This is a genomic window from Streptomyces sp. NPDC090106, assembly GCF_044747265.1.
Lineage (GTDB): Bacteria > Actinomycetota > Actinomycetes > Streptomycetales > Streptomycetaceae > Streptomyces.
On record NZ_JBIVDS010000006.1, the window covers coordinates 552,984 to 579,540 of the forward strand.

Sequence of the window (26,557 nt, forward strand, 5' to 3'; positions counted from 1 at the left end):
CGTCCGTCCTCTCTGGAGGTTCACCTCGTGCAGCACCCGCACCCGCACGTGCACCCGCACCCCGTGTCTCCGCGCCGCAGACGCCGAGCCCTCCTCGCGGCGGCGACGGCCGTGTCGGCGCTCGTCGCCGCCGGGCTCACCGCGATCACCCCCGGCACCGCCGAGGCCGCCACCGCCCGCCAGGTCGAGAAGCTCGACCGGGGTGTCGTCAGCGTCCACACCGACAGCGGCAACCTGGTCAGCTGGCGCTGGCTCGGCACCGACCCGGACAGCGTGTCCTTCAACGTCTACCGGGCCGGAACGCTGGTCAACTCCACCCCGATCACCGGCTCCACCACCTACTTCCACTCCGGCGCGCCCGCCCAGGCCGACTACACGGTCCGCGCGATCGTCGGGGGCGTGGAACAGGCCGACTCGGTCCACGCGATCCAGTTCCGCACCGGCTACAAGGACGTCCCCATCACCCCGCCGGCCGGCGGCACCACCCCCGACGGTGTGGCCTACACCTACGAGGCCAACGACGCCTCGGTGGCCGACCTCGACGGCGACGGCGCGCTGGACTTCGTCCTGAAGTGGCAGCCGACCAACGCCAAGGACAACTCCCAGTCCGGCTACACCGGGAACACGATCGTCGACGGCGTCAAGCTCGACGGCACCCGCCTGTGGCGCGTCGACCTGGGTCGCAACATCCGCTCCGGCGCCCACTACACCCAGTTCCAGGCCTACGACTACGACGGCGACGGCAAGGCCGAGGTCGCCATGAAGACCGCCGACGGCACGGTCGACGGCGCGGGCACCGTCATCGGCAGCTCCTCGGCCGACTACCGCAACTCCAGCGGCTACGTCCTGTCCGGCCCCGAGTACCTGACCATGTTCAACGGGCAGACCGGCGCCGCGATGGGCACGGTGGACTACGTCCCGGCGCGCGGCACGGTCTCCTCCTGGGGCGACTCCTACGGCAACCGCGTCGACCGCTTCCTCGCCGGCACGGCCTACCTCGACGGCTCCCGGCCCTCGCTCATCGAGGCGCGCGGCTACTACACCCGTACCGTGATCGCGGCCTGGGACTGGCGCGGCGGTGCCTTCACCCGGCGCTGGACCTTCGACACCAACTCCTCGACCAACACCGGCAAGGGGTACGACGGCCAGGGCTCGCACAGCCTGTCCGTCGGGGACGTCGACAACGACGGCAAGGACGAGATCGTGTACGGCGCGATGGCCGTCGACGACAACGGCAACGGGCTGTGGACGACGAAGACGGGACACGGCGACGCCCAGCACCTCGGCGACCTCGACCCCTCCACCTCGGGCCTGGAGTACTTCAAGGTCTCCGAGTCGTCCTCGCAGCCGGCCGAGCTGTACATCAACCCCGCGACGGGCGCGATCCGCTGGCAGCTCGCCTCCTGCTGCGACAACGGGCGCGGCGTGGCCGGGGACATCTACGCGGGCAACGACGGCGCCGAGGTCTGGTCCGCCTCCGACACCTACATCCGGGACGAGGCAGGCGCCACCAAGGGCCGTGAGCCCTCGTCGGTGAACTTCCTGTCCTGGTGGGACGGCGACACCACGCGTGAGCTCCTGGACGGCACGCACATCGACAAGTACGGCACCTCGTCCGACACCCGGCTGCTGACCGGCGCGGACGTCCACTCCAACAACAGCACCAAGGCGACCCCGTCGCTGTCCGGGGACATCCTCGGCGACTGGCGCGAGGAGGTCGTCTGGCCGACGACGAACAACACGGCCCTGCGCATCTACTCGACGCCGTACGAGACGACGACGAGGATCACGACCCTGCTCCACGACACGATGTACCGCACGGGCCTGGCCTGGCAGAACACCGCCTACAACCAGCCCCCGCACCCGAGCTTCTTCATCGGCAACGGCATGGCCACCGCGCCCCGGCCGACCGTCTACACCCCCTGACGGGCCGCCCTCATGCGGAGGCCCCGCCCGGGTGGACGTCCCGGGCGGGGCCTCCTTCGTTCCGTCAGCTCACCGCGCAGGTCTGATCACCCAGCTTGAACGACGTCGGTTCCGCGTTCGTCCCCGTCCAGGTGCCCGTGAAGCCGAAGCTCACCGAGGAGCCCGCCGCCACGGTGGCGTTCCAGCCGACGTTCTTCGCGGTGACCGCCGCTCCGGACTGGGTGTACTCGGCGTTCCACAGCTGCCCGATCGTCTGGCCGCCCGGGAACGACCAGCCGAGCGACCAGCCGCTCCAGGCGGCCGATCCCGTGTTGCTGAGCTGTACGTCGGCCTGGAAGCCGCCCTGCCACTGGTTGGTGATCGTGTACGCCACCGCGCAGGCCCTGGTCGGCGTCGGGTCGGTGCCACCGCCCCCGCCGCCCCCGCCGGTGTCGGAGGTGTCGCCGTAGATCACGCCGCGGCCGTTGGTGGAGACGTAGACCCGGCCGTAGACGCGCGGGTCGCCGGTGATGGCCGCGCCGGTCCAACCCCACTGGTGGGCGTCGTCGTTGATCCGGGTCCAGGTCGCGCCCTGGTCCGTGGAGCGGAAGATGCCGCGGACGCCGCCGATCCTCGCGCTGACGAAGAGGGTCTGGTAGGAGGCGCCGGTGGCCGCCTTCCCGAAGCCCACGGTGTCGGCCTGCTCGACGCCCGAGAGCTTGCCGAACGTCGCCCCGCCGTCCGTCGAGTGCCACAGGCCGTACGCGCCGTCGGTCGCCCCGCCGGCCAGCCACACGTCGCCCTTCACACCGGGCAGCGCCTTGAAGCGGACGCTGTCGCCGCTCGGCAGGCCGGTCGCCGCCGACGCGGTGAACGTGGCGCCGCCGTCGGAACTGACGTAGAACTTGCCGGACTTGAAGCCGTAGAAGGTCTTCGGGTCGACCCGGTCGGACTCCACGACCGCGCCCGCCGGGATGCCGGAGGACGCCGACCAGGACGTACCGAAGCCGGTCGTGTACTGCACGCCCGTGCCGCCGGGGCTCCACACGAACCGGCTGCCGTCCGAGGCCGCCGCGACCGTGCCGCCGCCGCTGACGCCCGAAGGGTCGGTGCCCGCGAACCAGTTGGCGCCGTTGTCCGTCGAGAACGCCACGTGCGGACCGGAGTCGAGATTGCCGACGCGGACGACCGTGTTCGGGTTGGTCTCGGCGTAGTCGAGGCTCGTGGTGGAGGTGAAGTTCGGCTGGGTGTACATCATCGAGGGGACCTTGGTCAGGTCCGTGTGCCGGAAGCCGCCCACGTCACCGAGGGCGCTGAGCAGCTGGGCGCCGCCCGACGGGGGAGCGGCGAGGTCGTTGACCGCGGTCTCCTCCAGGCCCTGCACCATCGGCTTGATGGTGAACTGGCTCCCGGAGTCCCAGTTGGTGAGGTTCTCCGTGCCGTAGACCGTCGCGCCCGTCCCGTACATCATCCGGTTCGAGTTGAACGGGTCGATCTCCAGGGACTCCGTCATCCACCCCAGTTTCGGGGTCTGTTCGGGCGGCGACGGATTGGCGCCCCAGGTCAGCCAGGGCGAGGACGAGACGTCCATGGTGTAGCGGTTCGAGCGGTTGGGGTACGACGTGTAGTCCCACGCCCGAGTCCAGGTCGCGCCGCTGTCGGTCGAGCGGAAGATCTGGGTGTCCGGCCACCAGGAGCTGTACCCGGTCGCCATGAGCGTGCCGGGATGCTGCCGGTCCACGGTCAGTCCGCTGAAGCCGTAGTAGGTGTCGGCCTCCGCGACCGGGCTGATGTTCGTCCAGGTGCCCGTCGCCGTCGCGTACCGCCACAGCTGGCCCTTGCCGCCGTCGTAGGGCCCGCCCTTGTCGCTGTACGCGAGGTACAGATAGCCGTTCACCGTGTCCAGGACGCCCTTGTGGGCGAGGTATCCCGTCGGCTGCCCGGCCAGGCGTGACCAGGTCGCGCCGCCGTCCGTCGAGCGGTACACCGAGTTCTGGAGGTCGGCGACCCCGACGTACAGGGTCTGCGTGGTGCTGCCGGAGCTGCCGGTCGAGGGGTCGAAGGTGACCCAGACGATGCCCTGGTTGTCGTTCGCGTAGCCCGAGGTGTCGCTCGCGTCCTGGACGTAGTTGCCGGCGTTGGGGAAGTTCGTGACCTGCGACCAGGTCGCCCCCGAGTCCGTCGACCGCCACAGGCCCTTGCCGCTGGGCGCGCCCAGGTAGAGCACGCTGTTGCGGTTCGGGTCGACCGCGAGCCGCTCGCCCATGCCGCGGCCCGGCATGTTGCCGCCCAGCTTGAACGGCAGGTCCGCCTTCTGCCAGCTCGCGCCCCGGTCCGAGGAGCGCAGGACGGCACCGTTCTTCGGGTCCCAGCTGTTCGTGTACGTGCCGACCGCCGCGTACACCTTGTCCGGGGCCACCGAGTCGGAGGCGAGGCTCACCACCCCGGTGTGCCCCCAGTCGTCCCAGCCGACCGAGTCCAGCAGCGGTGTCCAGGTCTTGCTCGACTCCTGCCAGCGGTAGGCGCCGCCGATGTCGGTGCGCGCGTAGGCGAGGTTCTTCTCGGACCTGTTGAAGACGATGCCGGGGACGAAACCGCCGCCGTCGATCCGGGCGTTGCTCCAGCTGTACGTGTCCGCGGCGACGGCCACCTGACCGTTGTCGGCGGCGAGCACGGGCGGCGTGCCCGCGAGCAGGCCGGCCGCCAGCGCGAGGACGGCCGTGAGGATGCGGGTTCTTCGCACGGGGAGTCCTTTCCGGGAGGGGGAAGGGGTGGGAGGGGACGTGCGGGGGCCGGCCGATGGGCACGGCCGGTTAGTAAGCGCTTTCCGTCTGGTGCGAGAGGTGCCGGGCGGCCCCCAGTGCGGGTGGGGGCCGCCCGGCCGGTTCGGCCTCACCGTCCGGTGGCGAGACCTGGTACGCGGCACTCCTCAGGCGGTGCGCCTGGCGGGGCTATTCGAGAAGCTCCGCGTACGAACCCATGGCCAGGGCGATGTCCGCCTGGGCCCAGAAACGGTGGTACGTGAACGACGGTGCCGCGCCGCCGGCCAGATAGGCCTCGATCTTCGACCAGGCCGGGTCGTCCTCGTAGAACGACCGGATGGACTCGAAGGTCGAGGACGCGTTCACGAGGTCGCCGTTCGGCATGTCGCCGGTCCAGCCGGACGGGACGTAGACCGCGTCGTCGAAGCGGTTGTAGTCGGTGCGGGTCTCCGGGACGGCGATGCCGAGGCTGTCCTGGTAGTTGTCCCACATGCCGTCGAGCAGCGCCTTCGCCGTCGTCGCCGCCTCGGTGTCACCGGAGCGGTCCGCGTAGTACGTCAGGGTCTTGGCGTACGCGGCGGCCACGCCGACGTCGTTGGTGTAGTCGGCGACGGTGACGTGGAGCGAGGCGTTGGCGCCGGGGCTCGACGCGTTCCAGGTGTCGGGCTGGCCCGACCACTGGAGCGTGGAGGGGATCAGATAGGTGCCGTCCGGGTTGACCGTGGTCTTGGACAGCGCCCAGTCGACCCACTTGTCGAGGACCGTCTTGGCCTGCGCGTTCCCCGTCTGCTGGTAGTACTCGGCCACCCGCTCCATCGACCACGCCTGGAAGCCGAACCACTGGTTGGACGGCGGGTCGTGGTAGACGGGCTGCTGGTCGTAGTACATGCCGTAGAAGGTCGACGTGCCGCTCGGCGGGGTCGCGTACCGGCCCGCCCAGCTGTTGGTCGCGCCGCCCGCGATGGCACCCTCGTTCGACTGGAGCCAGCGGTAGAACTCCAGCTGCCGGGTCAGCGAGGTGTTCCAGTCCGCCGCGCCCGTCGAGGACTTGGGCTTCAGATCGGCGTACGAGGCGAGCGCGTACGCGGCGAGCGGGTTCTGGTAGCCGCCGTGGGTGTGGCTGGAACCGATGCGCCAGGCCCAGCCCGCGCTGGTGTCCGTGGCGCCGCCCCACGCGTAGTACCAGGAGAGCAGGTAGTGCGAGGCGTCCTTGCCGGTGCCGGCCGCACAGGTCGACGGCCCGACGCAGTTGCCGATCTTCTTGAAGTACTTGTCGTACATCGCGTACCGCAGGTAGTCGCCCATCTTCGCGGCCTTGGTGACGGTCGCGGAGACGTCGCTCCCCTTGCCCTGCTCCTTGGCCCACACGTCCGCCCAGTACGCGGCCTGCACGGCGCGCGCGTCGGCGTCCGGGGCGTTGGTGAACTTCCACTGCTTGGCGTACGACGCGTCGCCCGTGAACAGGTCGAGGTAGCCGTTGGTGCCGCCGTAGGTGAAGTTGTCGCAGGTCGGCTGGGGCACCGTCTCCCACACCGACTCCTGCGCGCCGCGCTGGAAGGTGTTGATGTACGACGGTCCCGTGTCGGCGGGTCCGGCCTCGCACTTGCCGGGCGAGTTGCCGTAGCCGTAGACGTTGTCGACGTCCTGGAGCCAGTGCATGCCGTAGACGTCGTCCGTGCCGTACGCGCTCTTCAGCTCACCGGCGATCGGGTCCGGACCGACGGAGACCGTGCCGTCGAGCTTGGCCGGGTACTCGTTCGGGGTGTCCAGCTCGGGGGCGTACGTCGCCGGCTTGGACGCGTTGTAGAAGGAGTTCGTCGGCTGGTCGGCGTGGGTCGGGATCATGTACTTCTCCATGATCTCCCAGGCGCCGTTGAACTTGGACCAGTCCCCGGTGACCTTGCCGTACATGGCCTGCAGCCAGAGAAGGTAGCTGTAGGCCTCCGACGTGGTCTCGTGGCCGTGGTCCGGGGCCTCGACGATCAGCGTCTCCACCGAGTGGTACGGGATGCCCTCGGGGGAGAAGTAGCCGTTCGCCGGGTTGGTGATCTTCCCGTACAGCTCCAGGAAGCGGGCGTCGTACTCACCGGAGGCGGCGATCTGTGTCACCGTCACCGCGGCCTTCGCGTGCCCCGTGGCCGTCGACTCGAAGCTCGCCGCGCCGGTCCCGGAGGCGTTGGCGGCGATGGTCACGGTCTGGGCCGTGTTCCAGTTCGACGGGGTGAAGGTCAGCGAGGCGCCGCCCGACACGGACAGTCCGGTGTTGCCGCTCGCGCGCGCCGTCGTCACCGTGACGTTCGCCGACGGCTGGGTCGACAGCTTCACCGTGTACGTCCCCGACTCGCCCTGCTGCACCGCGAGCTGGGTCGCCGAGGCGACCACCGAGGGGCCGGAGGCGACCGTGATGCCGACCGGGGTCGAGGACCCCGACGCGCCGAGGCTGTCGTACGCCTTCGCGAGCAGTGAATGACTGCCCACGGTCAAACTTGAGACAGAAAGTGAATACGGGGAGGTCGTGTCCGTGCCCAGCAGCGTGGTGTCGTCGTAGAACTCCACCTTGCTGACCGTCGCCCCGTCGGCCGCGGCGGCGGTGGCCGCGAACGGGACGGCGTCGCCCTGGGTGTAGACGGCGCCCGCGGCCGGGCTGGTCAGCACCGTGATCGGCGGCTGATGGGCGCCGGTGCAGGTGGTCCCGTTGACCGCGAAGGAGGTGGGGGCGGTGTTGGTGCCGCTGTAGGTGAACTGCGCGCCCGTGGAGACGGCGGCGCCGGCCGCGATCGTCCCGTTGTAGGAGGCGTTGTTCACCGTGACGGCCGTGCCGGACTGGGACCAGATGCCGTTCCAGCCGTTGGTCAGCTTCTGGTTGCCGGTGTAGGCGTACGTCAGGGTCCAGCCGCTGATGGCGTCCGTGCCGCGGTTGGTGAGCGTCAGCTCCGCGGTGAATCCGGAACCCCAGTCGTTCGTCTTGTAGTCGACGCTGCACTGGAGTGCCGCCGCCTGGGCGGGCGTCGAACCGCCGCTGAGCATGGCGAACGGGAGGGCGAGGGCTGCCACGACGGCGGTCCACAGACGCCGGGCGGGCCGGCGGCGTCTCGTGCGGGGAAGCATGTGCTGGTTCCTCCTTGCGGCTCGGAGAAGTCAAGGCTTGAACCAGTGGGAGCGCTCCCATAGTGGGGACGGGGGTGGGAGCGGTCAAGATGCTTGAAGAGTCGAAAAGATTCGACGAACGGTGTTGAGGAAAAGTCAAGCGACTCCCCTGTTCTTTGCCGTCACTTGGCGCTAGCTTCTGTCGCACCAGTGGGAGCGGTTCCATCAGTCGACGCGTCCGCCACGACGCGCCCGGTCTGCAAGGAGTCGCTCATGCGACACCCCCCGCGTTCAGGGACTCGTTCAGGTCTTTTACTGGCCGGTGCCGCCGCGATCGCCCTGTCGGGCACCGCGGTCGCACCGGTGGTCACGGCGTCGGGAGCCACGCCCGCGTGCACGGTGGAGTACTCGGTCACCGGCCAGTGGGACACCGGCTTCCAGGGCGCTGTGACGATCACCAACAACAGTGCCGCCGTCAGTGGTTGGAGCCTCGGCTTCGACTTCGCGGGCGGACAGAAGGTCACCCAGGGCTGGAACGCCAAGTGGTCCCAGTCCGGTACGACGGTCACCGCGGCCAACGAGAGCTACAACGGCTCGCTGGCCACCGGCGCGAGCGTCAGCGCCGGTTTCATCGCCTCCTGGTCGGGGAGCAACCCGGTCCCGGCGGCGTTCACGCTCAACGGCACCCCCTGCAACGTCGACGCGGAGCCCTCGCCCACGCCGACACCCACACCGACCGACCCGCCGGACACCGGGGACGGCACACCCCCCGTCCTGAAGGTCTCCGGGAACAGGCTCGTGGACGCCGACGGCGCCACCCGGCGGCTGCTCGGCGTCAACCGCTCCGGCGGCGAGTTCATGTGTGTGCAGGGGTACGGCATCTGGGACGGTCCGGTCGACGACGCCGCGATCGCGGCGATCGCCGACTGGAACGCGAACACGGTCCGCATTCCGCTCAACGAGGAGTGCTGGCTCGGCCTGTCCAACATCAAGTCCGAGTACGGCGGCGCGAACTACATCGCCGCGGTCAAGGACCTGGTGGCCCGTGTGAAGGCCCACGGCATGACGCCGCTGGTCGAACTCCACTGGTCCTACGGCCAGTACACGGGCAACTCGGCGGGCTGCTCCGACGTGCACGCCAGCTGCCAGAAGCCGATGCCCGGCATGCAGTACACCCCGTCCTTCTGGACGTCGGTGGCCAACACCTTCAAGGACGACCCGACCGTCGTCCTCGACCTGTTCAACGAGCCCTACCCGGACCGTGCCACCTCCACGACCACCCAGGCGTGGCAGTGCTGGCGCGACGGCGGGACCTGCCCCGGCATCGGCTACGAGGTCGCCGGTATGCAGGATCTCGTCGACGCCGTCCGGGCCACCGGTGCCGGCAACCTGATCCTGGCCGGCGGACTGGCCTACTCCAACGACCTCAGCCAGTGGCTGACGTACAAGCCGAGCGACCCGAGGAACAATCTCGCCGCCGCCTGGCACGTGTACAACTTCAACTCCTGCGCGAACGAGAGCTGCTGGAACTCCACGCTCGCCCCCGTCGCGGCCCAGGTGCCGCTGGTCGCCGGGGAGATCGGTGAGAACACCTGCGGTCACACGTTCATCGACCAGGTCATGAAGTGGTTCGACGACCGTGGCCTGTCCTACCTCGGCTGGACCTGGAACACCTGGGACTGCTCCTCGGGACCGTCCCTGATCTCCGCCTACGACGGGACCCCCACGTCGTTCGGCATCGGACTGCGCGATCACCTGCGGGCCGTCAACCCGTAGGGCGCGGGACCCGCACCTCCCGCACCGCCCGTAATCCGTAACTCCCGCAACCCAGAAGGAAACCCGCACTCATGAGTCGTACGAGAACTGCGCTCGTCGCCGCCCTGGCGCTGGTCGCCGGAGCCTCCGGGACGGCACTGGCCAACGTCCCCGCGGACGTCGGCATCGCCGCGATCCCCTGCACCGTGAACTACCAGGTGCAGAGCCAGTGGAGCACCGGCTTCACCGCCGCCGTGACCGTCACCAACAACAGTGCCGCCAAGAGCAGTTGGGCGGTCAAGTGGGCCTACGCCGGAAACCAGGCCGTCACCAACGGCTGGAACGCCAAGATTACCCAGAGCGGCACGGCCGTCACCGCCGCCAACGAGAGCTACAACGGCACGCTGGCGACCGGCGGTTCGGTCAGCTTCGGCTTCAACGCCTCCTACAGCGGCACCAACGCGATCCCCACCACGTTCACGCTCGACGGGGTGACCTGCAACGTCGACGACGGCGGCACCGACCCCACGGACCCGACCGACCCCACCGATCCGACCGACCGGGTCGACAACCCGTACAGCGGCGCCAAGGTGTACGTGAACCCCGAGTGGTCCGCGAAGGCCGCCGCCGAGACCGGGGGAAGCCGGATCTCCAGCCAGCCCACCGGTGTCTGGCTCGACCGCATCGCCGCCATCGAGGGCGTGGGCAGCGGCATGGGCCTGCGCGACCACCTCGACGCCGCGCTCACCCAGAAGGGCAGCGGCGAGGAGGTCGTCCAGCTGGTCGTCTACGACCTGCCCGGACGTGACTGCGCGGCCCTCGCCTCCAACGGCGAACTCGGCCCGACGGAGATCGACCGCTACAAGAGCGAGTTCATCGACCCGATCGCGGCGATCCTCGCCGACTCGAAGTACGCCTCCCTGCGGATCGTCACCACCATCGAGATCGACTCGCTGCCCAACCTGGTCACCAACACCGGCAGCCGGGCCACCGCCACCGCGGCCTGCGACACCATGCTCGCCAACGGCAACTACGTGAAGGGCGTCGGCTACGCGCTGAACAAGCTCGGCGCGATCCCCAACGTCTACAACTACATCGACGCCGGCCACCACGGCTGGCTCGGCTGGGACGACAACTTCGCCCCGTCCGCGCAGCTCTTCTACCAGGCCGCGAACGCGGAGGGCGCGACCGTCGCCGACGTCCACGGATTCATCACCAACACGGCCAACTACAGCGCCCTGAAGGAGAACAACTTCACCATCAACGACACCGTCAACGGCACCTCGGTCCGCCAGTCCAAGTGGGTCGACTGGAACCGCTACGTCGACGAGCTGTCGTACGCGCAGGGCTTCCGGAACCAGCTGGTGACGGCGGGCTTCAACTCCGGTATCGGCATGCTGATCGACACCTCCCGCAACGGCTGGGGCGGCACCGCCCGGCCCACCGGTCCGGGAGCGACCACCACCGTCGACACCTACGTCGACGGCGGACGCTACGACCGCCGCATCCACGTCGGCAACTGGTGCAACCAGTCCGGCGCCGGTCTCGGTGAGCGTCCGCAGGCCAGCCCCGCGACCGGCATCGACGCGTACGTGTGGATGAAGCCGCCGGGTGAGTCCGACGGGTCGAGCACCGCCATCGCCAACGACGAGGGCAAGGGCTTCGACCGCATGTGCGACCCGACCTACACGGGCAACGCGCGCAACGGCAACAGCATGTCCGGCGCCCTGGCGAACGCCCCGCTGTCCGGGCACTGGTTCTCCGCCCAGTTCCAGCAGCTGATGCAGAACGCCTACCCGCCGCTGTCCTAGCCGGCGGACCCGTCCGCCGGGGCCCGGCCCGGATCCAGGGCCAGGCCCCGGCGGATCGTCGACTCGATCACCGAATAGGCCCCGTCCGCCCGCTCCAGCTCATGGTCCACGGCCGTCATCAGCGGCGGCTGGGCCATGAAGCGGGGGCGGGTGCCGTGGTGCGGCTGGGCCGCGTGCACCAGGAAGGGGTGGCACAGATAGACGTCACCGGGGCGGCCGGTGGCCAGGGCGAGCGGGCGGTGCGCGGAGGCCGCGTCCACCTTCGGGCCCAGCTCCGCGAAGTCGGCGCCCGCCTCGCCGTACGGCGCGAGGACGGCGGGCACGTCCAGATGCGAACCGACCCGGACGCGGGTCGGGGCGTCCTCCTCGGTCACCTCGCTGAACAGGAACAGCATCAGCAGGGCGCGGTCCCGGGACCGCACGTTGGTGCGGTACCCCGTGGCGCCCTCCGGCAGGAAGCTGCCCTCGATGTGCCAGCCCGCGTCGTCCGGTTCCTCCGCGTGCGGGAAACGGAGCGGGAAGCTGCCCAGCGAGTAGCGCGAATGCCAGCGGTCCCGGCCGACGAGCCGGTCGAACGCCTCATGCAGCACCGGGGTGTTGACCGCCGCGGCGAACGGGCCCTGTGCCATGTCGGACACCCACACCACCGGGTCCTTCCAGGTGGCCGGATCCGCCGGGTCGTACCCCGTCTCCCGCCACAGCAGCCGCGCGCAGTGCTCGGCGACGCGCGGGGGGAAGGCGCCCTCGATCCTGACGAACCCGTCCTCGGCGAAGCGCTCCGCCATCGTGTCGTCCATGACGGTCATCCTGCGGTGCCGGGTTGCCGAAGCGCACCTGGTTTTTTGCCGCACCGGCAACAGAACTGGCCTCCCGGCGGTGCGTCGGCGCACGCTGGCCGCATCCGGACGAGAGGCTGACCACCATGGCGCACGATCACCACCACGAGCACGGCCAGGACCGTCACCCGGGCCACCACCACGACCACGGCGACCTCGACTGGGCCGAGATGGCCCCGCACCTGGTCCAGCAGGCCGAACTGTTCACCCCGCTGTACGAGAAGGCGATGGCCTGGCTGGGGAAGCGGCAGACCGAGCCGGGGCTCGTCGTCGACGTGGGCAGCGGGCCGGGGGTGCTGTCCTGTCTGCTCGCCGACGCCTTCCCGGGCGCCCGGGTCGTCGCCGTGGACGGGGCCGAACCGCTGCTGGAGCTGGCGCGCGAGCGGGCGGGCCGGCTCGGCGTGGCCGACCGCTTCGGCACGCTCGCCGGTGAACTGCCCGGTGTGCTGGACGAGTTGGACTACCCGGCCGATCTGGTCCTGGCCAGCTGGAGTCTGCACCACCTCGGCGACCAGCAGGCCGCCCTCACCGCGTTCGCCGACCGGCTCGCCCCCGGCGGCACCCTCGCCCTGCTGGAGGGCGGTCTGCCCACCCGCTATCTGCCCCGCGACATCGGTATCGGCCGCCCGGGACTCCAGGCCCGGCTCGACGCCGTCCACGAGGACTGGTTCAGCGAGATGCGGGCCGGGCTGCCCGGCACGGTCGACGTCGTCGAGGACTGGCCGGCGCTGCTCACCGCCGCCGGACTGCGGCCCACCGGCAGCCGCACCTTCCTCCTCGACCTGCCCGCCCCGACCACGGACCGGGCCCGCGCCCACGCGATCAGCACCTACACCCGGCTGCGCGAGGTCCTGGCCGACCGGGTCGGCGCCGACGACCTCGCGACCCTCGACCGGCTCCTGGACCCCGACGACAAGGCGAGCCTGCACCACCGGCCGGACGTGTTCCTGCTGACGGCACGCACTGTGCACACGGCGACCCGCCCGGTCTGACGCCGTGCCTTGACTTCGAGAAGGCTCCAACTGATGTACTCGCCGGTCTCACGACGACGAGTCACAGGGGGAACCATGACCGAGTCTCCGGTCGCACTGATCACGGGCGGCGGCAGCGGTATCGGCGCGGCGGTCGCGCGGCGTCTGCTCGACGCCGGGCACCGCGTCGCCGTCACCGGCCGCGGCGAGGAACGGCTGCGCGGCTTCGCCGACGAACTGGGCAACTCGCAAGGGCTGTTGACGATGACCGGCGACGCGGCCGACTACGGCGACGTGCGGGCGGCGGTCGACCGCACGCTCAAGGAGTTCGGCCGTCTCGACACGGTCGTCGCCAACGCGGGCACCGCCACCCACGACTCGGTCGCCGACGGCGACCCGGCCGGGTGGACCGAGATGGTCCTCACCAACGTCCTCGGCCCGGCGCTGCTCGTCCGCGCCTCGGTGGACGCCCTCAAGGAGACCCGGGGCCGGATCGTGCTCATCGGCAGCGTCGCCGGGTTCGTGCCGACGCCGGGCAACATCTACGGCGCCACCAAGTGGGCGGTGACGGGGCTCGCCGAGAACACCCGGCGCCAGGTCACCGAGTGGGGGATCGGCGTCACCCTCGTCGCCCCGGGCCGTGTGGAGACCTCGTTCTGGGACGGCTACGGCAGCCTGCCGCCCGGCCGGCTCCTCACCGCGGACCAGCTCGCCGACTCCGTCGTGTGGGCCGTCCGCCAGCCGGAGGGCGTGGACGTCAACACCGTCGTCGTCCGTCCCGTCGGACAGCCCAACTGACCCCGGCGCGGCGGCGGAACGACAGGGCCCGGACGGAGGGATCTCCGTCCGGGCCCGTCGAGGCGCCTGCTGTCAGGCCGCGTCGAACGTCTCCGGGTCGGGGCCCAGGCGGCGGTCCTCGCCCAGGGCGCTGATCGCGGCGAGGTCCTCGTCGTCGAGGGAGAAGTCGAAGACCTCGATGTTCTCCTTGATCCGGGACGGGGTCACGGACTTGGGGATCACGACGTTGCCGAGCTGGAGGTGCCAGCGGAGCACGACCTGCGCCGGGGTGCGGCCGTGCTTCTGTGCGACGGCGACGATGGCCGGGACCTCCAGGAGGCCCTTGCCCGAGCCCAGCGGGGACCAGGCCTCCGTGGCGATGCCCTGCTCCGCGTGGAACTCGCGGGCCGCCTTCTGCTGGAGATGCGGGTGCAGCTCGATCTGGTCGACGGCCGGGATGACGGACGTCTCGGCGATCAGCCGCTCCAGATGCGCCACTTCGAAGTTGGAGACACCGATCGCCTTGATCCGGCCGTCCGCGTACAGCTTCTCGAACGCCTTGTACGTGTCGACGTACAGGTCGCGCGACGGCGTCGGCCAGTGGATGAGGTACAGGTCCACGTAGTCCGTGCCGAGCTTGGCCAGGGAGGTGTCGAACGCGCGCAGGGTGGAGTCGTACCCCTGGTCGCTGTTCCAGAGCTTGGTGGTGAGGAAGATGTCCTCACGGGGGACACCGGAGGCGGAGATCGCCCGGCCGGTGCCTTCTTCGTTGCCGTAGATCGCCGCTGTGTCGATGCTGCGGTACCCGGCCTCCAGGGCGGTGGCGACCGCCCGCTCGGCCTCGTCGTCCGGCACCTGCCACACGCCGAAGCCCAGCTGGGGCATCTCGACGCCGTTGTTCAGGATGATCGGGGGGACCTTGCTGCTCACGAGCTCGTGATCCTTACGGTTGTCGTCTGTGGGTACTCCCCATCGTCAACGATCACGGGGCGCGATGCATTCCAGACCCGGGAATCCGCCCGGAAACCGCTTCACGACCGGTAGAGGGCCTCGACCTCGTTCGCGTAGGCGTTCTCGATCGCCTTGCGCTTGAGCTTCAGCGACGGGGTGAGCAGCCCGTGCTCCTCGGTGAACGGCTGGGCCAGTATCCGGAACGTACGGATCGACTCGGCCTGCGAGACCAGCGTGTTGGCGGCGACGACCGCCCGCCGCACCTCCGTCTCCAGATCGGCGTCCCGCACCAGCTCGACCGAACTGAGCTCCGGCTTGCCGCGCATGGCCAGCCAGTGCTCGACGGCCTCCTGGTCGAGGGTGACCAGGGCGGCGACGTAGGGGCGGTCGTTGCCGACGACGATGCACTGCGAGACCAGCGGATGGTCCCGGACGCGTTCCTCCAGCTGTCCGGGGGCCACGCTCTTGCCGCCGGAGGTCACGAGGATCTCCTTCTTGCGGCCGGTGATGGTGAGGTAGCCGTCCTCGTCGAGGGAGCCGAGGTCACCGGTGGCGAGCCAGCCGTCGTGCAGGGTCTGGTCGGTGGCCTTCTTGTTGTTGAGGTAGCCCTGGAACACGTTGGGGCCGTTCAGCCAGATCTCGCCGTCGTCCGCGATGTGCACGGTCATGCCGGGGATGGGCTGTCCGACCGTGCCGTAGCGGGTGCGCTCGGGCGGGTTGGCGGTGGCGGCGGCCGTCGACTCGGTGAGGCCGTACCCCTCGTAGATGTGGATGCCGGCGCCCGCGAAGAACAGGCCGAGCCTGCGGTCCATGGCCGAGCCGCCGGTCATGGCGTGCCGGATGCGCCCGCCCATCGCCGCGCGCATCTTGGCGTAGACGAGCTTGTCGAAGAGCTGGTGCTGCATGCGCAGACCCGCCGAGGGGCCCGGTCCGATGCCCCAGGCCCTGGCCTCCGCCGCCTCGGCGTACTTCACCGCGACGTCGACGGCCTTCTCGAACGGGCCGGACTTGCCCTCCTTCTCGGCCTTGCGGCGCGAGGCGCGGAACACCTTCTCGAAGATGTACGGCACACCGAGGAAGAACGTCGGCCGGAAGGCGGCGAGGTCGGGCAGCAGGGCCGCCGCCTGCATCACCGGCTGATGGCCGAAGCGGACCTTGCCGCGGATCGCCGCGACCTGCACCATCCGCCCGAAGACATGCGCGAGCGGCAGGAACAGCAGGGTCGCCGCCTCGTCGCCCTTCTTGGAGTGGAACACCGGCTCCCAGCGGTCGATGACCGTGTCCGCCTCGTGCATGAAGTTGCCGTGCGAGATGACACAGCCCTTGGGGCGGCCCGTGGTGCCCGAGGTGTAGATGACCGTGGCGACGGAGTCGGGGGTGACGGCCTCGCGGTGCCGGTGGACGATGTCGTCGTCGAGGTGGGCTCCCGCGTCGTACAGCTCCTGGACGCAGCCCGCGTCCAGCTGCCACAGGTCGCGCAGCTGCGGGAGCCGGTCGATGACGGTGGCGATCGTCATCGCGTGGTCCTCGTGCTCCACGATCGCCGCGCTGCACTCGGAGTCGTAGAGCATCCAGAAGAACTGCTCGGCGGAGGAGGTCGGGTAGACCGGGACGACCTGCGCGCCGATCGTCCACAGGGCGAAGTCGAACAGCGTCCACTCGTAGCGGGTGCGGGAGGCGATGGCGACCCGGTCCCCGAACCGGATGCCGCGCGCGAGCAGGCCCTTGGCGAGGGCGAGCACCTCGTCGCGGAACTCGGCGGCGGTCACGTCACGCCAGGCGCCCTGCTCGTCCTTGCGCCCGAGCGCCACGTGGTGCGGGTCCTCCTGGGCATGCTGGAAGACCACGTCGGCCAATCCGCCCACCGGGGGTGCCAACGCCAACGGAGGGTTGGTGAACTCGCGCAAACCCCGCTCCCCGCTCCTTGGTCCCCGCTCCTGGTGACGCTCCGCACAGCGCCGTGAAAGCTACCCCACCGGAAGACGGGGCGGGAGGGGGCGCGAAAACGCGCCATGTTCGGGTCCGGCCTGGTCAGCGCCGGAAAATGCGCTCACATGGGGAAGGGTCGGACAGAAAACCGACGCTGCCGTAAGTTTCGGGCGCGTAATCTCCACCGAATCTGTACGACCCGCTCCCCGCGGCGGCGACGGCGGAACGATCAGTTCCGCCGGGCTGCCGTCTTCTCCTCCTCCAGCGCACGGGGCACCGATTCCGTCACCGGGGCCCCGGCCGCCTCCGACGGACGGACCAGCGCGAAGACCAGCAGACCGCCGACGACCCCCAGCACACCGGCCGCCACCGCCGCGGTGTTCAGGCCCGAGGCGAACGCGCCCCGCAGGACCTGCTCGGAGAACGTGCCGCGCAGCGCCCCCGCACCGCCGCCCGCCAGGGTGTGCGCCGCGTCGTGCGGGAGGGAGCCGGTCATCCGGGACGTCAGCACCGTGCCGAAGAAGGCGATGCCGAGCGCGTACCCGAACTGGCGGAAGGTGTTGACCGCGCCGCCCGCCATGCCCGCGCGCCGCGGCTCCACCGTCGCCAGCGCCGCGCCCGCGAGACCGGGCGACACCAGCCCCGTGCCGACCCCCACCAGCACCAGCCCCGGCACCAGCGCGCCCGAGGCTGAGGACGCGTCCAGGGTCGCCATGCAGAACTGGCCCACGCCGATCAGCACCAGACCGCCGCCGACCGTGATCCGGGCCGGCACCCCGTGCAGCAGCCGGCCGCCCGCCGCGGCCACCACGAACGCCGCCGCCGACATCCACAGCAGCACCAGGCCGCCGCGCACCGGACTCATGCCCAGCACCGTCTGGAGCCAGATCGACGTGTAGACCATCACCCCGAACGCCGCCGCGTTGAACGCGAACGCGCCCGCCATCACCCCGGAGAACGCGGGCCTGAGGAACAGCCGGACATCGATCAGCGGATCCGCGGAGCGCCGCTCCACCACGACGAACGCCACCAGAGCCAGCACTGCGAGGCCGAACGACACCAGCGTCCCGGCCGCACCCCAGCCGTGCGACCCGGCGCGCACCGCCCCGTACGTCAGCCCGCCCGCGGCAGCCGCGAACGTCACCGTCCCCGCCCAGTCGACGCGGCGCCCGCTCCTGCCGCGGGACTCCGGGACCACCTTCAGGGTCAGCCACACCGCGACCACGCTGACCGGCAGGTTGACGTAGAAGATCCACCGCCAGCCGGGCCCGTCGGTCAGCAGCCCGCCCAGGATCGGTCCCACCGCCGCCGCCGCGCCGCTCACCGCGCCCCACACGCCGAGCGCCGCCGACCGGCGCCGCCCCTGGTAGACGGAGCCCAGCAGCGGCAGCGTCGTCGCGAACATCGCCGCCGCGCCCACGCCCTGCACCCCGCGCGCCGCGATCAGCGTCTGCGGCCCGGAGGCCAGCCCGCACAGCAGCGACGCCCCGGCGAACAGCACCACCCCGGCCACATGGACCCGCCGGTGCCCGAGCACGTCGGCCGCGGCCCCGATCCCCAGCAGCAGCGCCGCCAGCGCCAGCGCGTACCCGTCCATCACCCATTGCAGATCGCTCAGCGACGCGTCCAGCGACCTCGCCATGTCGGGCAGCGCGACGATCGCGATCGTCACGTCCAGCAGCAACATGAACGTGCCCAGGCACACCGCGGTCAGCGGCCCCCATGTACGCATGTGTCCTCAACTCCTCGTCCACGGGACGCGTAGGCCCCCGTCTGTCTCCGTACGATGGACGGAGCCCGGCCGATCACGGCGGTAACGGGTGGGGGAGCGACCGAATCCGACATCGGCGGGAGCCATGGAGCTGAGATCCGACACCTTCGACGAGCTCGACGTACGCCTGCTGGGCGCCCTGGAGGTCAACGGCCGGGCCTCCTTCAGCCGCATCGGCGCCGTGCTCGGCGTCTCCGACCAGACCGTGGCCCGCCGCTACCGGCGGCTGTGCGCCGGGGCCGGGCTGCGCGTGGTCGGGGTGCGCGACGCCGAGGCGCTCGGCCAGGACCAGTGGACGCTGCGGCTGCGCTGCGTCCCCGACAGCGCCCAGGCCGTCGCCGAGGCGCTCGCCAAGCGGCCCGACACCAACTGGATCGGGCTCGCCTCGGGCGGCACCGAGATCGTCTTCGGCACCCGGCCGCGCAGCCCCGGCGACCGCGACGACCTGCTCCTCGGCAAGCTCCCGCGCACCCCGCGCGTCCTGGAGATCCGCGCCCACCAGATGCTGCACCGCTTCTACGGCGGCCCGAGCGGCTGGCTCGGCAAGTTCCGCACGCTCGACCCCGCCGAGGCCGACCGCCTGCGCCCCGAGCCGCCCCCCGGCCCGGTCGGTCCCGCCCGCGTCGACCCCGAGGACGAGGCCCTGCTCGCCGTCCTCGAACGCGACGGACGCGCGACCTTCCCCGAGCTCCAGCGGGCCACCGGCAGATCCGAGTCCGCCGTCAAGCGCCGCCTCGCCGTCCTGCTGGCCTCCGGCGCCCTCTACATCGACGTCGAGTACGACTGCGGGGTCTTCGGGTTCCCGATGTCGGCCGCCCTGTGGATCACCACGACCCCGGCCGCCATGACCGCCGTCGGCGAGGCGCTCGCCGCGCACGACGAGATCGCCCACGCCGCCGCCACCGCCGGCCCCTCCAACCTGATGGCGACCGCCGTGGTCCGCGGCAGCGCCCATCTCTACGCCTACCTCAGCGGCCCGCTGGCCCGCCTGGAGGGCGTCCAGCACGTGGAGACCTCACCGTTCACCCGCCATGTGAAGCAACTGACGTACCCGAGGCCGCCGCGCTGACCGGACGCCGGTCAGCGCAGGTGCAGACGGTCGCCGCCCGCCAGGATCGCCGACGCGAGCGCGTCCGCGGCCTCCTGGGCGGCGGTGCGGCGCAGCCCGTGGACGAGGACGAAGTCGACGCGGCCCAGTTCCGGCAGGCCGGCGCGGTCGGGCACGCGCACCAGGCCCGGGGGGATCAGGCCCTGCGAGTGCGCCATCACCCCGAGCCCGGCCCGGGCCGCCGCGACCAGGCCGTTGAGACTGCCGCTGGTGCACACCACCCGCCACTCACGGCCCTGCCGCTCCAGCGCCTCCAGGGCGAGGGCACGGGTGATGCCCGGCGGGGGATAGACGATCAGCGGGACGGGCCGTTCGGCGTCCAGACGCAGACGGTCCGCGCCGATCCACACCAGCCGGTCGTGCCAGACCAGCTCGCCGCGCGGGTCCTCGGGCCGCCGCTTGGCGAGCACCAGGTCGAGCTTCCCGGCGGCCAGCTGCTCGTGCAGGGTGCCCGACAGCTCGACGGTCAGCTCCAGATCGACCTCGGGATGGTCGCGGCGGAAGCCCTCCAGGATCTCCGGCAGCCGGGTCAGCACGAAGTCCTCCGACGCCCCGAACCGCAGCCGGCCCCGCACCCGGGTGCCCGTGAAGAACGCCGACGCCTGCTCGTGCACCTCCAGGATGCGGCGCGCGAACCCGAGCATCGCCTCGCCGTCCTCGGTGAGCTCCACCGAGTGCGTGTCCCGGGTGAACAGCTGCCGCCCGGCCGCGTCCTCCAGCCGCCGCACGTGCTGGCTGACCGTCGACTGGCGCAGCCCGAGCCGCCGCGCGGCCTGCGTGAAGCTCAGCGTTTGGGCCACCGCGAGGAAGGTACGCAGGTGGGACGGGTCGTACATGCCGTACAGCCTAGCGTGGTCATCGCGGAACGTGATGACAGTCAGTGCGGTATACCGGATTCCCGATCAAGGCGCGAAGGAGGACGATGAGCGGGGACCTACGGTCCCCGGACCGCCCGGAGCACGACCGTTGAGCACGACCCTGTGGAGCACCGTGAATCGCCTGCGTTGGCCGAGTTGGATGCCGATCGACCCGTACATCCTGCTGTTGCTCGGGACGGTGGGGCTCGCCGCGCTCCTGCCCGCGCGCGGCACGGGCGCGGACGTGGCCTCCGGCGCCTCCACCGCCGCCATCGCCTTCCTCTTCTTCCTGTACGGGGCGCGTCTGTCCACCCGGGAGGCGCTGGACGGACTCAAGCACTGGCGGCTCCATGTCACCGTGCTGGCCTGCACGTTCGTCGTGTTCCCGCTGCTGGGGCTCGCGGCGCGCGGCTTCGTCCCGGTGTTCCTGACCGACCCGCTCTACCAGGGCCTGCTGTTCCTGACCCTCGTGCCGTCCACGATCCAGTCGTCGATCGCCTTCACCTCCATGGCCCGCGGCAACGTGCCCGCCGCGATCTGCGCGGGCTCCTTCTCCTCCCTGGCCGGCATCGTCGTCACGCCGCTGCTGGCCGCCGCGCTGCTGGGCGGCGGGGCGGGCGGCTTCTCCGCCGACTCGCTCGTCGAGATCGTGTTCCAGCTGCTCGTCCCGTTCCTCGCCGGACAGCTGCTGCGGCGCTGGATCGGCGGCTTCATCACCCGGCACAAGAAGGTCCTCGGCCTCGTCGACCGGGGCTCGATCCTCCTCGTCGTCTACACCGCGTTCAGCGAGGGCATGGTCCAGGGCATCTGGCACCAGGTCAGCGTCGGCCGGCTCGCCGGGCTCCTCGCCGTCGAGGCGGTGCTGCTCGCCCTGATGCTCGCGGTGACCTGGTACGGCGCCAGGGCGCTGCGCTTCGGCCGGGCCGACCGGATCACGATCCAGTTCGCCGGCTCGAAGAAGTCCCTGGCCGCCGGACTGCCCATGGCCAGCGTCCTGTTCGGCGCGCACGCCTCCCTCGCCGTGCTGCCGCTGATGCTCTTCCACCAGATGCAGCTGATGGTGTGCGCGGTCATCGCCAAGCGCCGCTCCCGCGACCCGCTGCCCGAGGAGGCCGTCACCTCCCCGGGACCAGGCGCAGCGTCACGAACCGCGGTCGGTACAGCGACACGTTCCGGTTGAGCCGTTCCGCCGCGGCCGACGGATCGAGCCAGTTGACGTCGTAACTGAGCACCAGCCGTGCGCCGCGGCCCAGTTCGGGATGGGCCTGCGGGTTGTACGCCGCGACCTGCCCCTCGGGCAGACCCGGGCGGAAGTCCTTCGCGGGCCCGTACCAGGGCCCGGTGGGGGAGCAGGCCCAGTACGAGGTGACGGTCGTCAGCCCTTCGGTCCCCGCCGCCATGGTGAACAGGACGTACGTCCCGCCCTCGCGGACGACGGAGAACGCGCTGCCGACGCCCCGCTTCCCGTCGCCGAGGACCGGGGCCGGATGCTGGGCGGACGACCACGTGGAGCCGTTCCAGTACTGCCAGGCCCCCGCCTCCGCGAGTCTGCCCCGGGGCACCCGGGCCACGTACGCCGAGGAGACGGGCCGGGACACGGCCTGGCCGTCGTCGCCCCCGAACACATAGGTCCAGCCGCCCGACGCGAGGAGTGTCGTGCCGAACAGCACCCGCCGGGACGGGTCGGGCACCAGGGACTGGTCGAACACCGTCCGCACCGACTCGACGCGCAGATCCGGCAGCGACAGCGTGGCCACCTCGGTCGCGGTCGGCGTCCCGAAGATCCAGGGCGCGGCGGCGGCCGTCCGCACCCACAGCAGGACCCGCACGACCCGCTCCGAGGAGCCGGGGGAGCGGGGCTCGACGCGCGCGGCGACCGGCCAGCGCCACCGGTCGGGGCCCGGATCGGCGAACAGCGGCGCGGACAGCGTGCTCTCCAGCCGTCCGTCCCGCATCACCACCGCCGAGTTGCGGACCAGCGGGGCGGTCGTGTCCCGCCAGGCGTGCGACTCGCCGACCGGGTTGGGCGGGGCGTACACCTGGCCGAGGTAGGTGTCCGAGAACAGCCACAGCACCCGTCCGTCCGGGAGCCGCACCGAATGCGTGCCGTCGCCGCCCGTCCAGTCGTCCGCGCGGGTGGCGTCGTCGCCGTAGCGCGTGAACTCGGCGGTGAGCCGCTCGTCCGCCGACCAGGAGGCGACGGTGTACGGGGAGCAGCCGTCCCCCTCCCGCCCCTCGTCGTCGCCCGGCAGCGCCTGGAGCAGCACCGCCCCGAGAACCAGGGCCAGCACCAGGCCGATCCCGGTTCCCGTCCGCTGCCGTGCTCGTCCGTCGTCGGGCACCCACGGGACGTTAGTGGCTCCCGCGCACCCGGTCCATGGGCAGGGTCCGTCAGCCGGTGGTGGCCGCCGTGGCCGGCAGGGCGATGCGGTCCTGGCCGGTGTAGACGTTCATGGAGGTGCCGCGGAGGAAGCCGACCAGGGTCAGGCCCGTCTCCGCGGCCAGGTCGACGGCGAGCGAGGACGGCGCCGAGACCGCCGCGAGCACGGGGATGCCGGCCATGACGGCCTTCTGCGCCAGTTCGAAGGAGGCGCGGCCGGAGACCAGCAGGATGACGCGGGACAGCGGCAGGCCGTCGTTCTGCAGGGCGCGGCCGACGAGCTTGTCGACGGCGTTGTGGCGCCCGACGTCCTCGCGCACGTCGAGGAGTTCGCCGTCCTCGGTGAAGAGGGCGGCGGCGTGCAGACCCCCGGTCCGGTCGAAGACCCGTTGGGCGGCGCGCAACCGGTCGGGGAGGCCCGCGAGCAGTCCGGGCTCGACGCGGACCGGGGGAGTGTCGGCGACGGGCCAGCGGGCCGTCGTCCGTACGGCGTCCAGGCTGGCCTTGCCGCACAGGCCGCAGGACGAGGTGGTGTAGACGTTCCGTTCCAGGGTGATGTCCGGGATCACGACGTCGGGGGACGTCTGGACGTCGACCACGTTGTACGTGTTCGAGCCGTCGACGGTCGCCCCCGCGCAGTAGACGATGTTCCGCAGGTCGGAGCCCTCGGCCAGCACCCCCTCGCTGACCAGGAACCCGGCGGCGAGCGCGAAGTCGTCGCCGGGTGTGCGCATGGTGATGGCCAGGGGTTTGCCGTTGAGCCGGATCTCCAGCGGTTCCTCCGCGACCAGCGTGTCCGGGCGGGTGGAGATCGCCCCGTCGCGTATGCGGAGGACCTTGCGGCGTTCCGTGACTCGTCCCATGCCTGATCAGCCCCGGTTCTGTCGGTACCGGCCGCCGGAGCGGCCCTTGCTGCGGAGATCCCATTGTCCTGCACGTGCGCGATCGGCTCCCGCTCACCCCGGAGCGGTCCTTCGGTCAGGCCGCCACGGCGGTCCGGTGGGCGAGGAGGTCGGTGAGGGCGTGGATGGTGCGCAGGGTGGGGACGTCGACGCCGGTGATGGCGGCGAGTTCGATGACGGCGGTGAGCAGGACGTCGAGTTCGAGGGGTTTGCCGGCTTCGAGGTCCTGGAGGGTGGAGGTGCGGTGGTCCCCGACCTTCTCGGCGCCCGCGAGACGGCGCTCGATGGTGATGTCGGGGGTGGCGCCCAGGGTCCCGGCGACCGACAGGGTCTCCTTCATCATCGTCTCGATGACCTCGCGGGTCCCGCCGTGCAGGCACATCTCGCGCATGGTGGCGCGGGCGAGCGCGCTGATGGGGTTGAAGGAGATGTTGCCGAGCAGCTTGAGCCAGATGTCGTTGCGCAGGTCGGGTTCGACCGGACATTTCAGCCCGCCCGCCTGCATGGCCCGGCTGAAGGCGAGGCAGCGTTCGGAGGTGCCGCGGTCGGGTTCCCCGATGGAGAACCGGGTGCCTTCCAGGTGCCGCACCACACCGGGGCCCTCCAGTTCGGTGGCGGCGTAGACGACGCAGCCGATGGCCCGTTCGGGGGCGAGCGTTCTGCTGACCGCGCCGCCGGGGTCGACGCTCTCGACGCGGTGGCCGTCGTGGGGGCCGCCGTGCCGGTGGAAGTACCACCAGGGGATGCCGTTCTGCGCGGCGATCACCGCGGTGCCGTCGTGCAGAAGGGGCTCGATGAGCGGCCCGCACGCCGCGTACGAGTTGGCCTTCAGGCCGAGGAAGACATAGTCGACGGGGCCGATGTCGGTGGGGTCGTCGGTGGCGTGGGCCCGGGCGGTGAAGTCGCCGCGGGGGCTGAGGACCCGGACGCCGTGCTCCTTGAGCGCGGCGAGGTGGGGTCCGCGGGCGACGAGATGGACGTCGGCGCCCGCGCGGTGCAGGGCGGCTCCGACGTAGGCGCCGATGGCTCCGGCGCCGAGGACTGCGACTTTCATCTGGGGAACACTCCGTTCGGTCGAGGGTGTACCGCGGAGAGAGACCGGGAGATATGCTGACGCCATATTGTCTACAGTATGGAGCCGAGGGTCGGCAAGGATCGTGACGAAGTCGGCCGGACCGACCGTTCGTCGCGTCCCGCATACCGCTCACCGCATACGGTCGACGTAACGCTTTTCAACCACCTCGGCGGTTCCTACCGTCCGGGATCATGAGTCCCCCTGTCGCACCCGCCGGTTGGAGCCGCTGGCTCGTTCCCCCGGCCGCACTATCGGTCCACCTCTCCATCGGGCAGGCCTACGCCTGGTCCGTGTTCAAGCCGCCGCTGGAGTCCGCGCTCGGCCTGAGCGGCACCCAGAGCGCGCTGCCGTTCCAGCTCGCCATCGTCATGCTCGGGCTGTCGGCCGCGTTCGGCGGCACCCTGGTGGAGCGCAACGGCCCGCGCTGGGCCATGACCGTCGCCCTGGTCTGCTTCTCCTCCGGGTTCCTGATCTCCGCCCTCGGCGCCGCCACCGAGCAGTACTGGCTGATCGTCCTCGGCTACGGCTTCGTCGGCGGGATCGGCCTCGGCATCGGCTACATATCCCCGGTCTCGACCCTGATCAAGTGGTTCCCGGACCGGCCCGGCATGGCCACCGGCATCGCCATCATGGGCTTCGGCGGCGGCGCCCTCATCGCCTCGCCCTGGTCCGCGCAGATGCTGGAGTCGTTCGGCTCCGACAGCTCCGGGATCGCGCTGGCGTTCCTCGTCCACGGGCTGTCGTACGCCGTCTTCATGACGCTCGGCGTGCTGCTGGTGCGGGTGCCGCGGACGGAGAAGCCGGTCGAGGGGGCGCCCAGCGTGCTGTCGGGGCCGCAGGTCTCCGCGCGCAGCGCCGTGCGCACCCCCCAGTTCTGGTGCCTGTGGGTCGTGCTCTGCATGAACGTCACCGCGGGCATCGGCATCCTGGAGAAGGCCGCCCCGATGATCACGGACTTCTTCGCGGACTCCTCGACAACGGTGTCGGCCACCGCCGCGGCGGGCTTCGTCGCGTTGCTGTCGGCGGCCAACATGGCGGGCCGCATCGGCTGGTCCTCCACCTCCGACCTGATCGGCCGCAAGAACATCTACCGCGTCTACCTCGGCACGGGCGCGCTGATGTACCTGGTCATCGCGCTCGCCGGGGACTCCTCCAAGCCGCTGTTCATCCTCTGCGCCCTGGTGATCCTCTCCTTCTACGGCGGCGGCTTCGCGACGATCCCCGCCTATCTGAAGGACCTCTTCGGGACCTACCAGGTCGGCGCCATCCACGGGCGGCTGCTCACCGCCTGGTCCACCGCCGGTGTCCTCGGGCCGCTGATCGTGAACTGGATCGCCGACCGGCAGGAGGAGGCCGGGAAGTCCGGGCCCGCGCTCTACACGCTCTCCCTGTTCATCATGATCGGGCTGCTCGTGATCGGGTTCGTCGCCAACGAACTGGTCCGGCCCGTCGACCCCCGTCACCACATCCCCGCCCCGAAGGAGGCCACCGATGTCGCAACAGCAGGACAGCAGTCAGAGTCCGCCTGACCGGCGCCCGCTCATCGCCTTCGCCTGGCTGTGGGTGGGAGTGCCGCTGGCGTACGGGCTCTACGAACTCGTACAGAAGGCGACGAAGCTGTTCACCGGGTGACACGCGCGCCCGGCGGTCCGTCCGCCGGGTGACTGTTCGACAGGTGTT

General features: G+C 71.0%; 19 protein-coding genes. 9 read left to right on the forward strand and 10 right to left on the reverse strand.

What is annotated here, in order from left to right:
- Positions 1-27: 27 nt before the first annotated feature.
- Entirely contained in the window at positions 28-1,926 is a 1,899-nt protein-coding gene (locus tag ACIPSE_RS22565; RefSeq protein ID WP_401664957.1) for a rhamnogalacturonan lyase, read from the forward strand.
- Between the two features lie 64 nt (positions 1,927-1,990).
- Here the strand turns inward: ACIPSE_RS22565 and ACIPSE_RS22570 are convergent, their stop codons facing one another.
- Positions 1,991-4,648 carry a cellulose binding domain-containing protein gene (locus ACIPSE_RS22570; protein WP_401664959.1) on the reverse strand — a complete coding sequence of 886 codons (2,658 nt, stop codon included), beginning with the start codon at positions 4,646-4,648 and terminating at the stop codon, positions 1,991-1,993.
- Between the two features lie 208 nt (positions 4,649-4,856).
- Positions 4,857-7,775 (reverse strand): glycoside hydrolase family 48 protein, encoded by a 2,919-nt coding sequence (locus ACIPSE_RS22575; RefSeq protein WP_401664961.1) that lies wholly within the window; start codon positions 7,773-7,775, stop codon positions 4,857-4,859.
- Between the two features lie 252 nt (positions 7,776-8,027).
- Here ACIPSE_RS22575 and ACIPSE_RS22580 point away from each other — a divergent pair, with 252 nt between their 5' ends.
- Positions 8,028-9,530, forward strand: coding sequence for a cellulase family glycosylhydrolase (locus tag ACIPSE_RS22580; RefSeq protein WP_401664962.1), 1,503 nt, complete (start codon positions 8,028-8,030; stop codon positions 9,528-9,530).
- A 71-nt stretch (positions 9,531-9,601) separates the two neighbouring features.
- Complete coding sequence (locus tag ACIPSE_RS22585) at positions 9,602-11,320, forward strand: glycoside hydrolase family 6 protein (RefSeq protein ID WP_401664964.1); 1,719 nt, start codon at positions 9,602-9,604, stop codon at positions 11,318-11,320.
- On the opposite strand, the gene ACIPSE_RS22590 is transcribed toward ACIPSE_RS22585, so the two are convergent.
- Entirely contained in the window at positions 11,317-12,117 is an 801-nt protein-coding gene (locus tag ACIPSE_RS22590; RefSeq protein WP_401664966.1) for a phytanoyl-CoA dioxygenase family protein, read from the reverse strand. The two genes, ACIPSE_RS22585 and ACIPSE_RS22590, sit on opposite strands and share 4 nt — an antisense overlap.
- A gap of 125 nt (positions 12,118-12,242) precedes the next feature.
- On the opposite strand from ACIPSE_RS22590, the gene ACIPSE_RS22595 reads away from it, so the two are divergent.
- Together ACIPSE_RS22595 and ACIPSE_RS22600 are read left to right on the forward strand one after the other, a co-directional pair.
- On the forward strand, positions 12,243-13,148 hold the full coding sequence (locus ACIPSE_RS22595; RefSeq protein WP_401664967.1) for a class I SAM-dependent methyltransferase: 906 nt from the start codon (positions 12,243-12,245) through the stop codon (positions 13,146-13,148).
- Positions 13,149-13,223: 75 nt separating this feature from the next.
- Positions 13,224-13,925, forward strand: a complete 702-nt coding sequence (locus ACIPSE_RS22600; protein ID WP_401664968.1) for an SDR family oxidoreductase — start codon at positions 13,224-13,226, stop codon at positions 13,923-13,925.
- A gap of 72 nt (positions 13,926-13,997) precedes the next feature.
- Here ACIPSE_RS22600 and ACIPSE_RS22605 read toward each other — a convergent pair whose 3' ends face one another.
- The 3 genes from ACIPSE_RS22605 to ACIPSE_RS22615 all read right to left on the reverse strand — a co-directional run bounded on the left by ACIPSE_RS22605 (position 13,998) and on the right by ACIPSE_RS22615 (position 18,516).
- A complete protein-coding gene (locus tag ACIPSE_RS22605; RefSeq protein WP_401664969.1) occupies positions 13,998-14,834 on the reverse strand; it encodes an aldo/keto reductase in 837 nt (278 codons plus the stop codon).
- Between the two features lie 101 nt (positions 14,835-14,935).
- Positions 14,936-16,762, reverse strand: a complete 1,827-nt coding sequence (locus tag ACIPSE_RS22610) for an AMP-dependent synthetase/ligase (protein ID WP_401664970.1) — start codon at positions 16,760-16,762, stop codon at positions 14,936-14,938.
- A gap of 251 nt (positions 16,763-17,013) precedes the next feature.
- Entirely contained in the window at positions 17,014-18,516 is a 1,503-nt protein-coding gene (locus ACIPSE_RS22615; RefSeq protein WP_401664972.1) for an MFS transporter, read from the reverse strand.
- A gap of 124 nt (positions 18,517-18,640) precedes the next feature.
- Here ACIPSE_RS22615 and ACIPSE_RS22620 point away from each other — a divergent pair, with 124 nt between their 5' ends.
- Positions 18,641-19,624 carry an Lrp/AsnC family transcriptional regulator gene (locus ACIPSE_RS22620; protein WP_401664973.1) on the forward strand — a complete coding sequence of 328 codons (984 nt, stop codon included), beginning with the start codon at positions 18,641-18,643 and terminating at the stop codon, positions 19,622-19,624.
- A gap of 11 nt (positions 19,625-19,635) precedes the next feature.
- On the opposite strand, the gene ACIPSE_RS22625 is transcribed toward ACIPSE_RS22620, so the two are convergent.
- Complete coding sequence (locus ACIPSE_RS22625) at positions 19,636-20,499, reverse strand: LysR substrate-binding domain-containing protein (RefSeq protein WP_401664974.1); 864 nt, start codon at positions 20,497-20,499, stop codon at positions 19,636-19,638.
- Between the two features lie 181 nt (positions 20,500-20,680).
- Here ACIPSE_RS22625 and ACIPSE_RS22630 point away from each other — a divergent pair, with 181 nt between their 5' ends.
- On the forward strand, positions 20,681-21,700 hold the full coding sequence (locus tag ACIPSE_RS22630) for a bile acid:sodium symporter family protein (protein ID WP_401665059.1): 1,020 nt from the start codon (positions 20,681-20,683) through the stop codon (positions 21,698-21,700).
- Here ACIPSE_RS22630 and ACIPSE_RS22635 read toward each other — a convergent pair.
- The 3 genes from ACIPSE_RS22635 to ACIPSE_RS22645 all read right to left on the reverse strand — a co-directional run bounded on the left by ACIPSE_RS22635 (position 21,636) and on the right by ACIPSE_RS22645 (position 24,856).
- On the reverse strand, positions 21,636-22,862 hold the full coding sequence (locus ACIPSE_RS22635; protein WP_401664975.1) for a DUF4185 domain-containing protein: 1,227 nt from the start codon (positions 22,860-22,862) through the stop codon (positions 21,636-21,638). The two genes, ACIPSE_RS22630 and ACIPSE_RS22635, sit on opposite strands and share 65 nt — an antisense overlap.
- A 49-nt stretch (positions 22,863-22,911) precedes the next feature.
- Positions 22,912-23,763 (reverse strand): formate dehydrogenase accessory sulfurtransferase FdhD, encoded by an 852-nt coding sequence (gene fdhD, locus ACIPSE_RS22640; protein ID WP_401664976.1) that lies wholly within the window; start codon positions 23,761-23,763, stop codon positions 22,912-22,914.
- A gap of 115 nt (positions 23,764-23,878) precedes the next feature.
- On the reverse strand, positions 23,879-24,856 hold the full coding sequence (locus ACIPSE_RS22645; RefSeq protein ID WP_401664977.1) for a 2-dehydropantoate 2-reductase: 978 nt from the start codon (positions 24,854-24,856) through the stop codon (positions 23,879-23,881).
- Between the two features lie 212 nt (positions 24,857-25,068).
- Here ACIPSE_RS22645 and ACIPSE_RS22650 point away from each other — a divergent pair, with 212 nt between their 5' ends.
- Positions 25,069-26,406, forward strand: coding sequence for an OFA family MFS transporter (locus ACIPSE_RS22650; RefSeq protein WP_401664979.1), 1,338 nt, complete (start codon positions 25,069-25,071; stop codon positions 26,404-26,406).
- Positions 26,369-26,509 carry a hypothetical protein gene (locus tag ACIPSE_RS22655; protein WP_401664981.1) on the forward strand — a complete coding sequence of 47 codons (141 nt, stop codon included), beginning with the start codon at positions 26,369-26,371 and terminating at the stop codon, positions 26,507-26,509. Before ACIPSE_RS22650 ends, ACIPSE_RS22655 begins: the two co-directional genes overlap by 38 nt.
- Positions 26,510-26,557: the final 48 nt, after the last annotated feature.

Bases quoted from the DNA above. Each gene is read 5' to 3' on its own strand.
- ACIPSE_RS22630 (WP_401665059.1), top strand. From the start codon at position 20,681: ATGCCGATCGACCCGTACATCCTGCTGTTGCTCGGGACGGTGGGGCTC.
- ACIPSE_RS22585 (WP_401664964.1), top strand. From the start codon at position 9,602: ATGAGTCGTACGAGAACTGCGCTCGTCGCCGCCCTGGCGCTGGTCGCC.
- ACIPSE_RS22600 (WP_401664968.1), top strand. From the start codon at position 13,224: ATGACCGAGTCTCCGGTCGCACTGATCACGGGCGGCGGCAGCGGTATC.
- fdhD (WP_401664976.1), bottom strand. From the start codon at position 23,763: ATGGGACGAGTCACGGAACGCCGCAAGGTCCTCCGCATACGCGACGGG.
- ACIPSE_RS22655 (WP_401664981.1), top strand. From the start codon at position 26,369: ATGTCGCAACAGCAGGACAGCAGTCAGAGTCCGCCTGACCGGCGCCCG.
- ACIPSE_RS22615 (WP_401664972.1), bottom strand. From the start codon at position 18,516: ATGCGTACATGGGGGCCGCTGACCGCGGTGTGCCTGGGCACGTTCATG.
- ACIPSE_RS22595 (WP_401664967.1), top strand. From the start codon at position 12,243: ATGGCGCACGATCACCACCACGAGCACGGCCAGGACCGTCACCCGGGC.
- ACIPSE_RS22590 (WP_401664966.1), bottom strand. From the start codon at position 12,117: ATGGACGACACGATGGCGGAGCGCTTCGCCGAGGACGGGTTCGTCAGG.
- ACIPSE_RS22625 (WP_401664974.1), bottom strand. From the start codon at position 20,499: ATGTACGACCCGTCCCACCTGCGTACCTTCCTCGCGGTGGCCCAAACG.
- ACIPSE_RS22580 (WP_401664962.1), top strand. From the start codon at position 8,028: ATGCGACACCCCCCGCGTTCAGGGACTCGTTCAGGTCTTTTACTGGCC.
- ACIPSE_RS22575 (WP_401664961.1), bottom strand. From the start codon at position 7,775: ATGCTTCCCCGCACGAGACGCCGCCGGCCCGCCCGGCGTCTGTGGACC.
- ACIPSE_RS22645 (WP_401664977.1), bottom strand. From the start codon at position 24,856: ATGAAAGTCGCAGTCCTCGGCGCCGGAGCCATCGGCGCCTACGTCGGA.
- ACIPSE_RS22650 (WP_401664979.1), top strand. From the start codon at position 25,069: ATGAGTCCCCCTGTCGCACCCGCCGGTTGGAGCCGCTGGCTCGTTCCC.
- ACIPSE_RS22620 (WP_401664973.1), top strand. From the start codon at position 18,641: ATGGAGCTGAGATCCGACACCTTCGACGAGCTCGACGTACGCCTGCTG.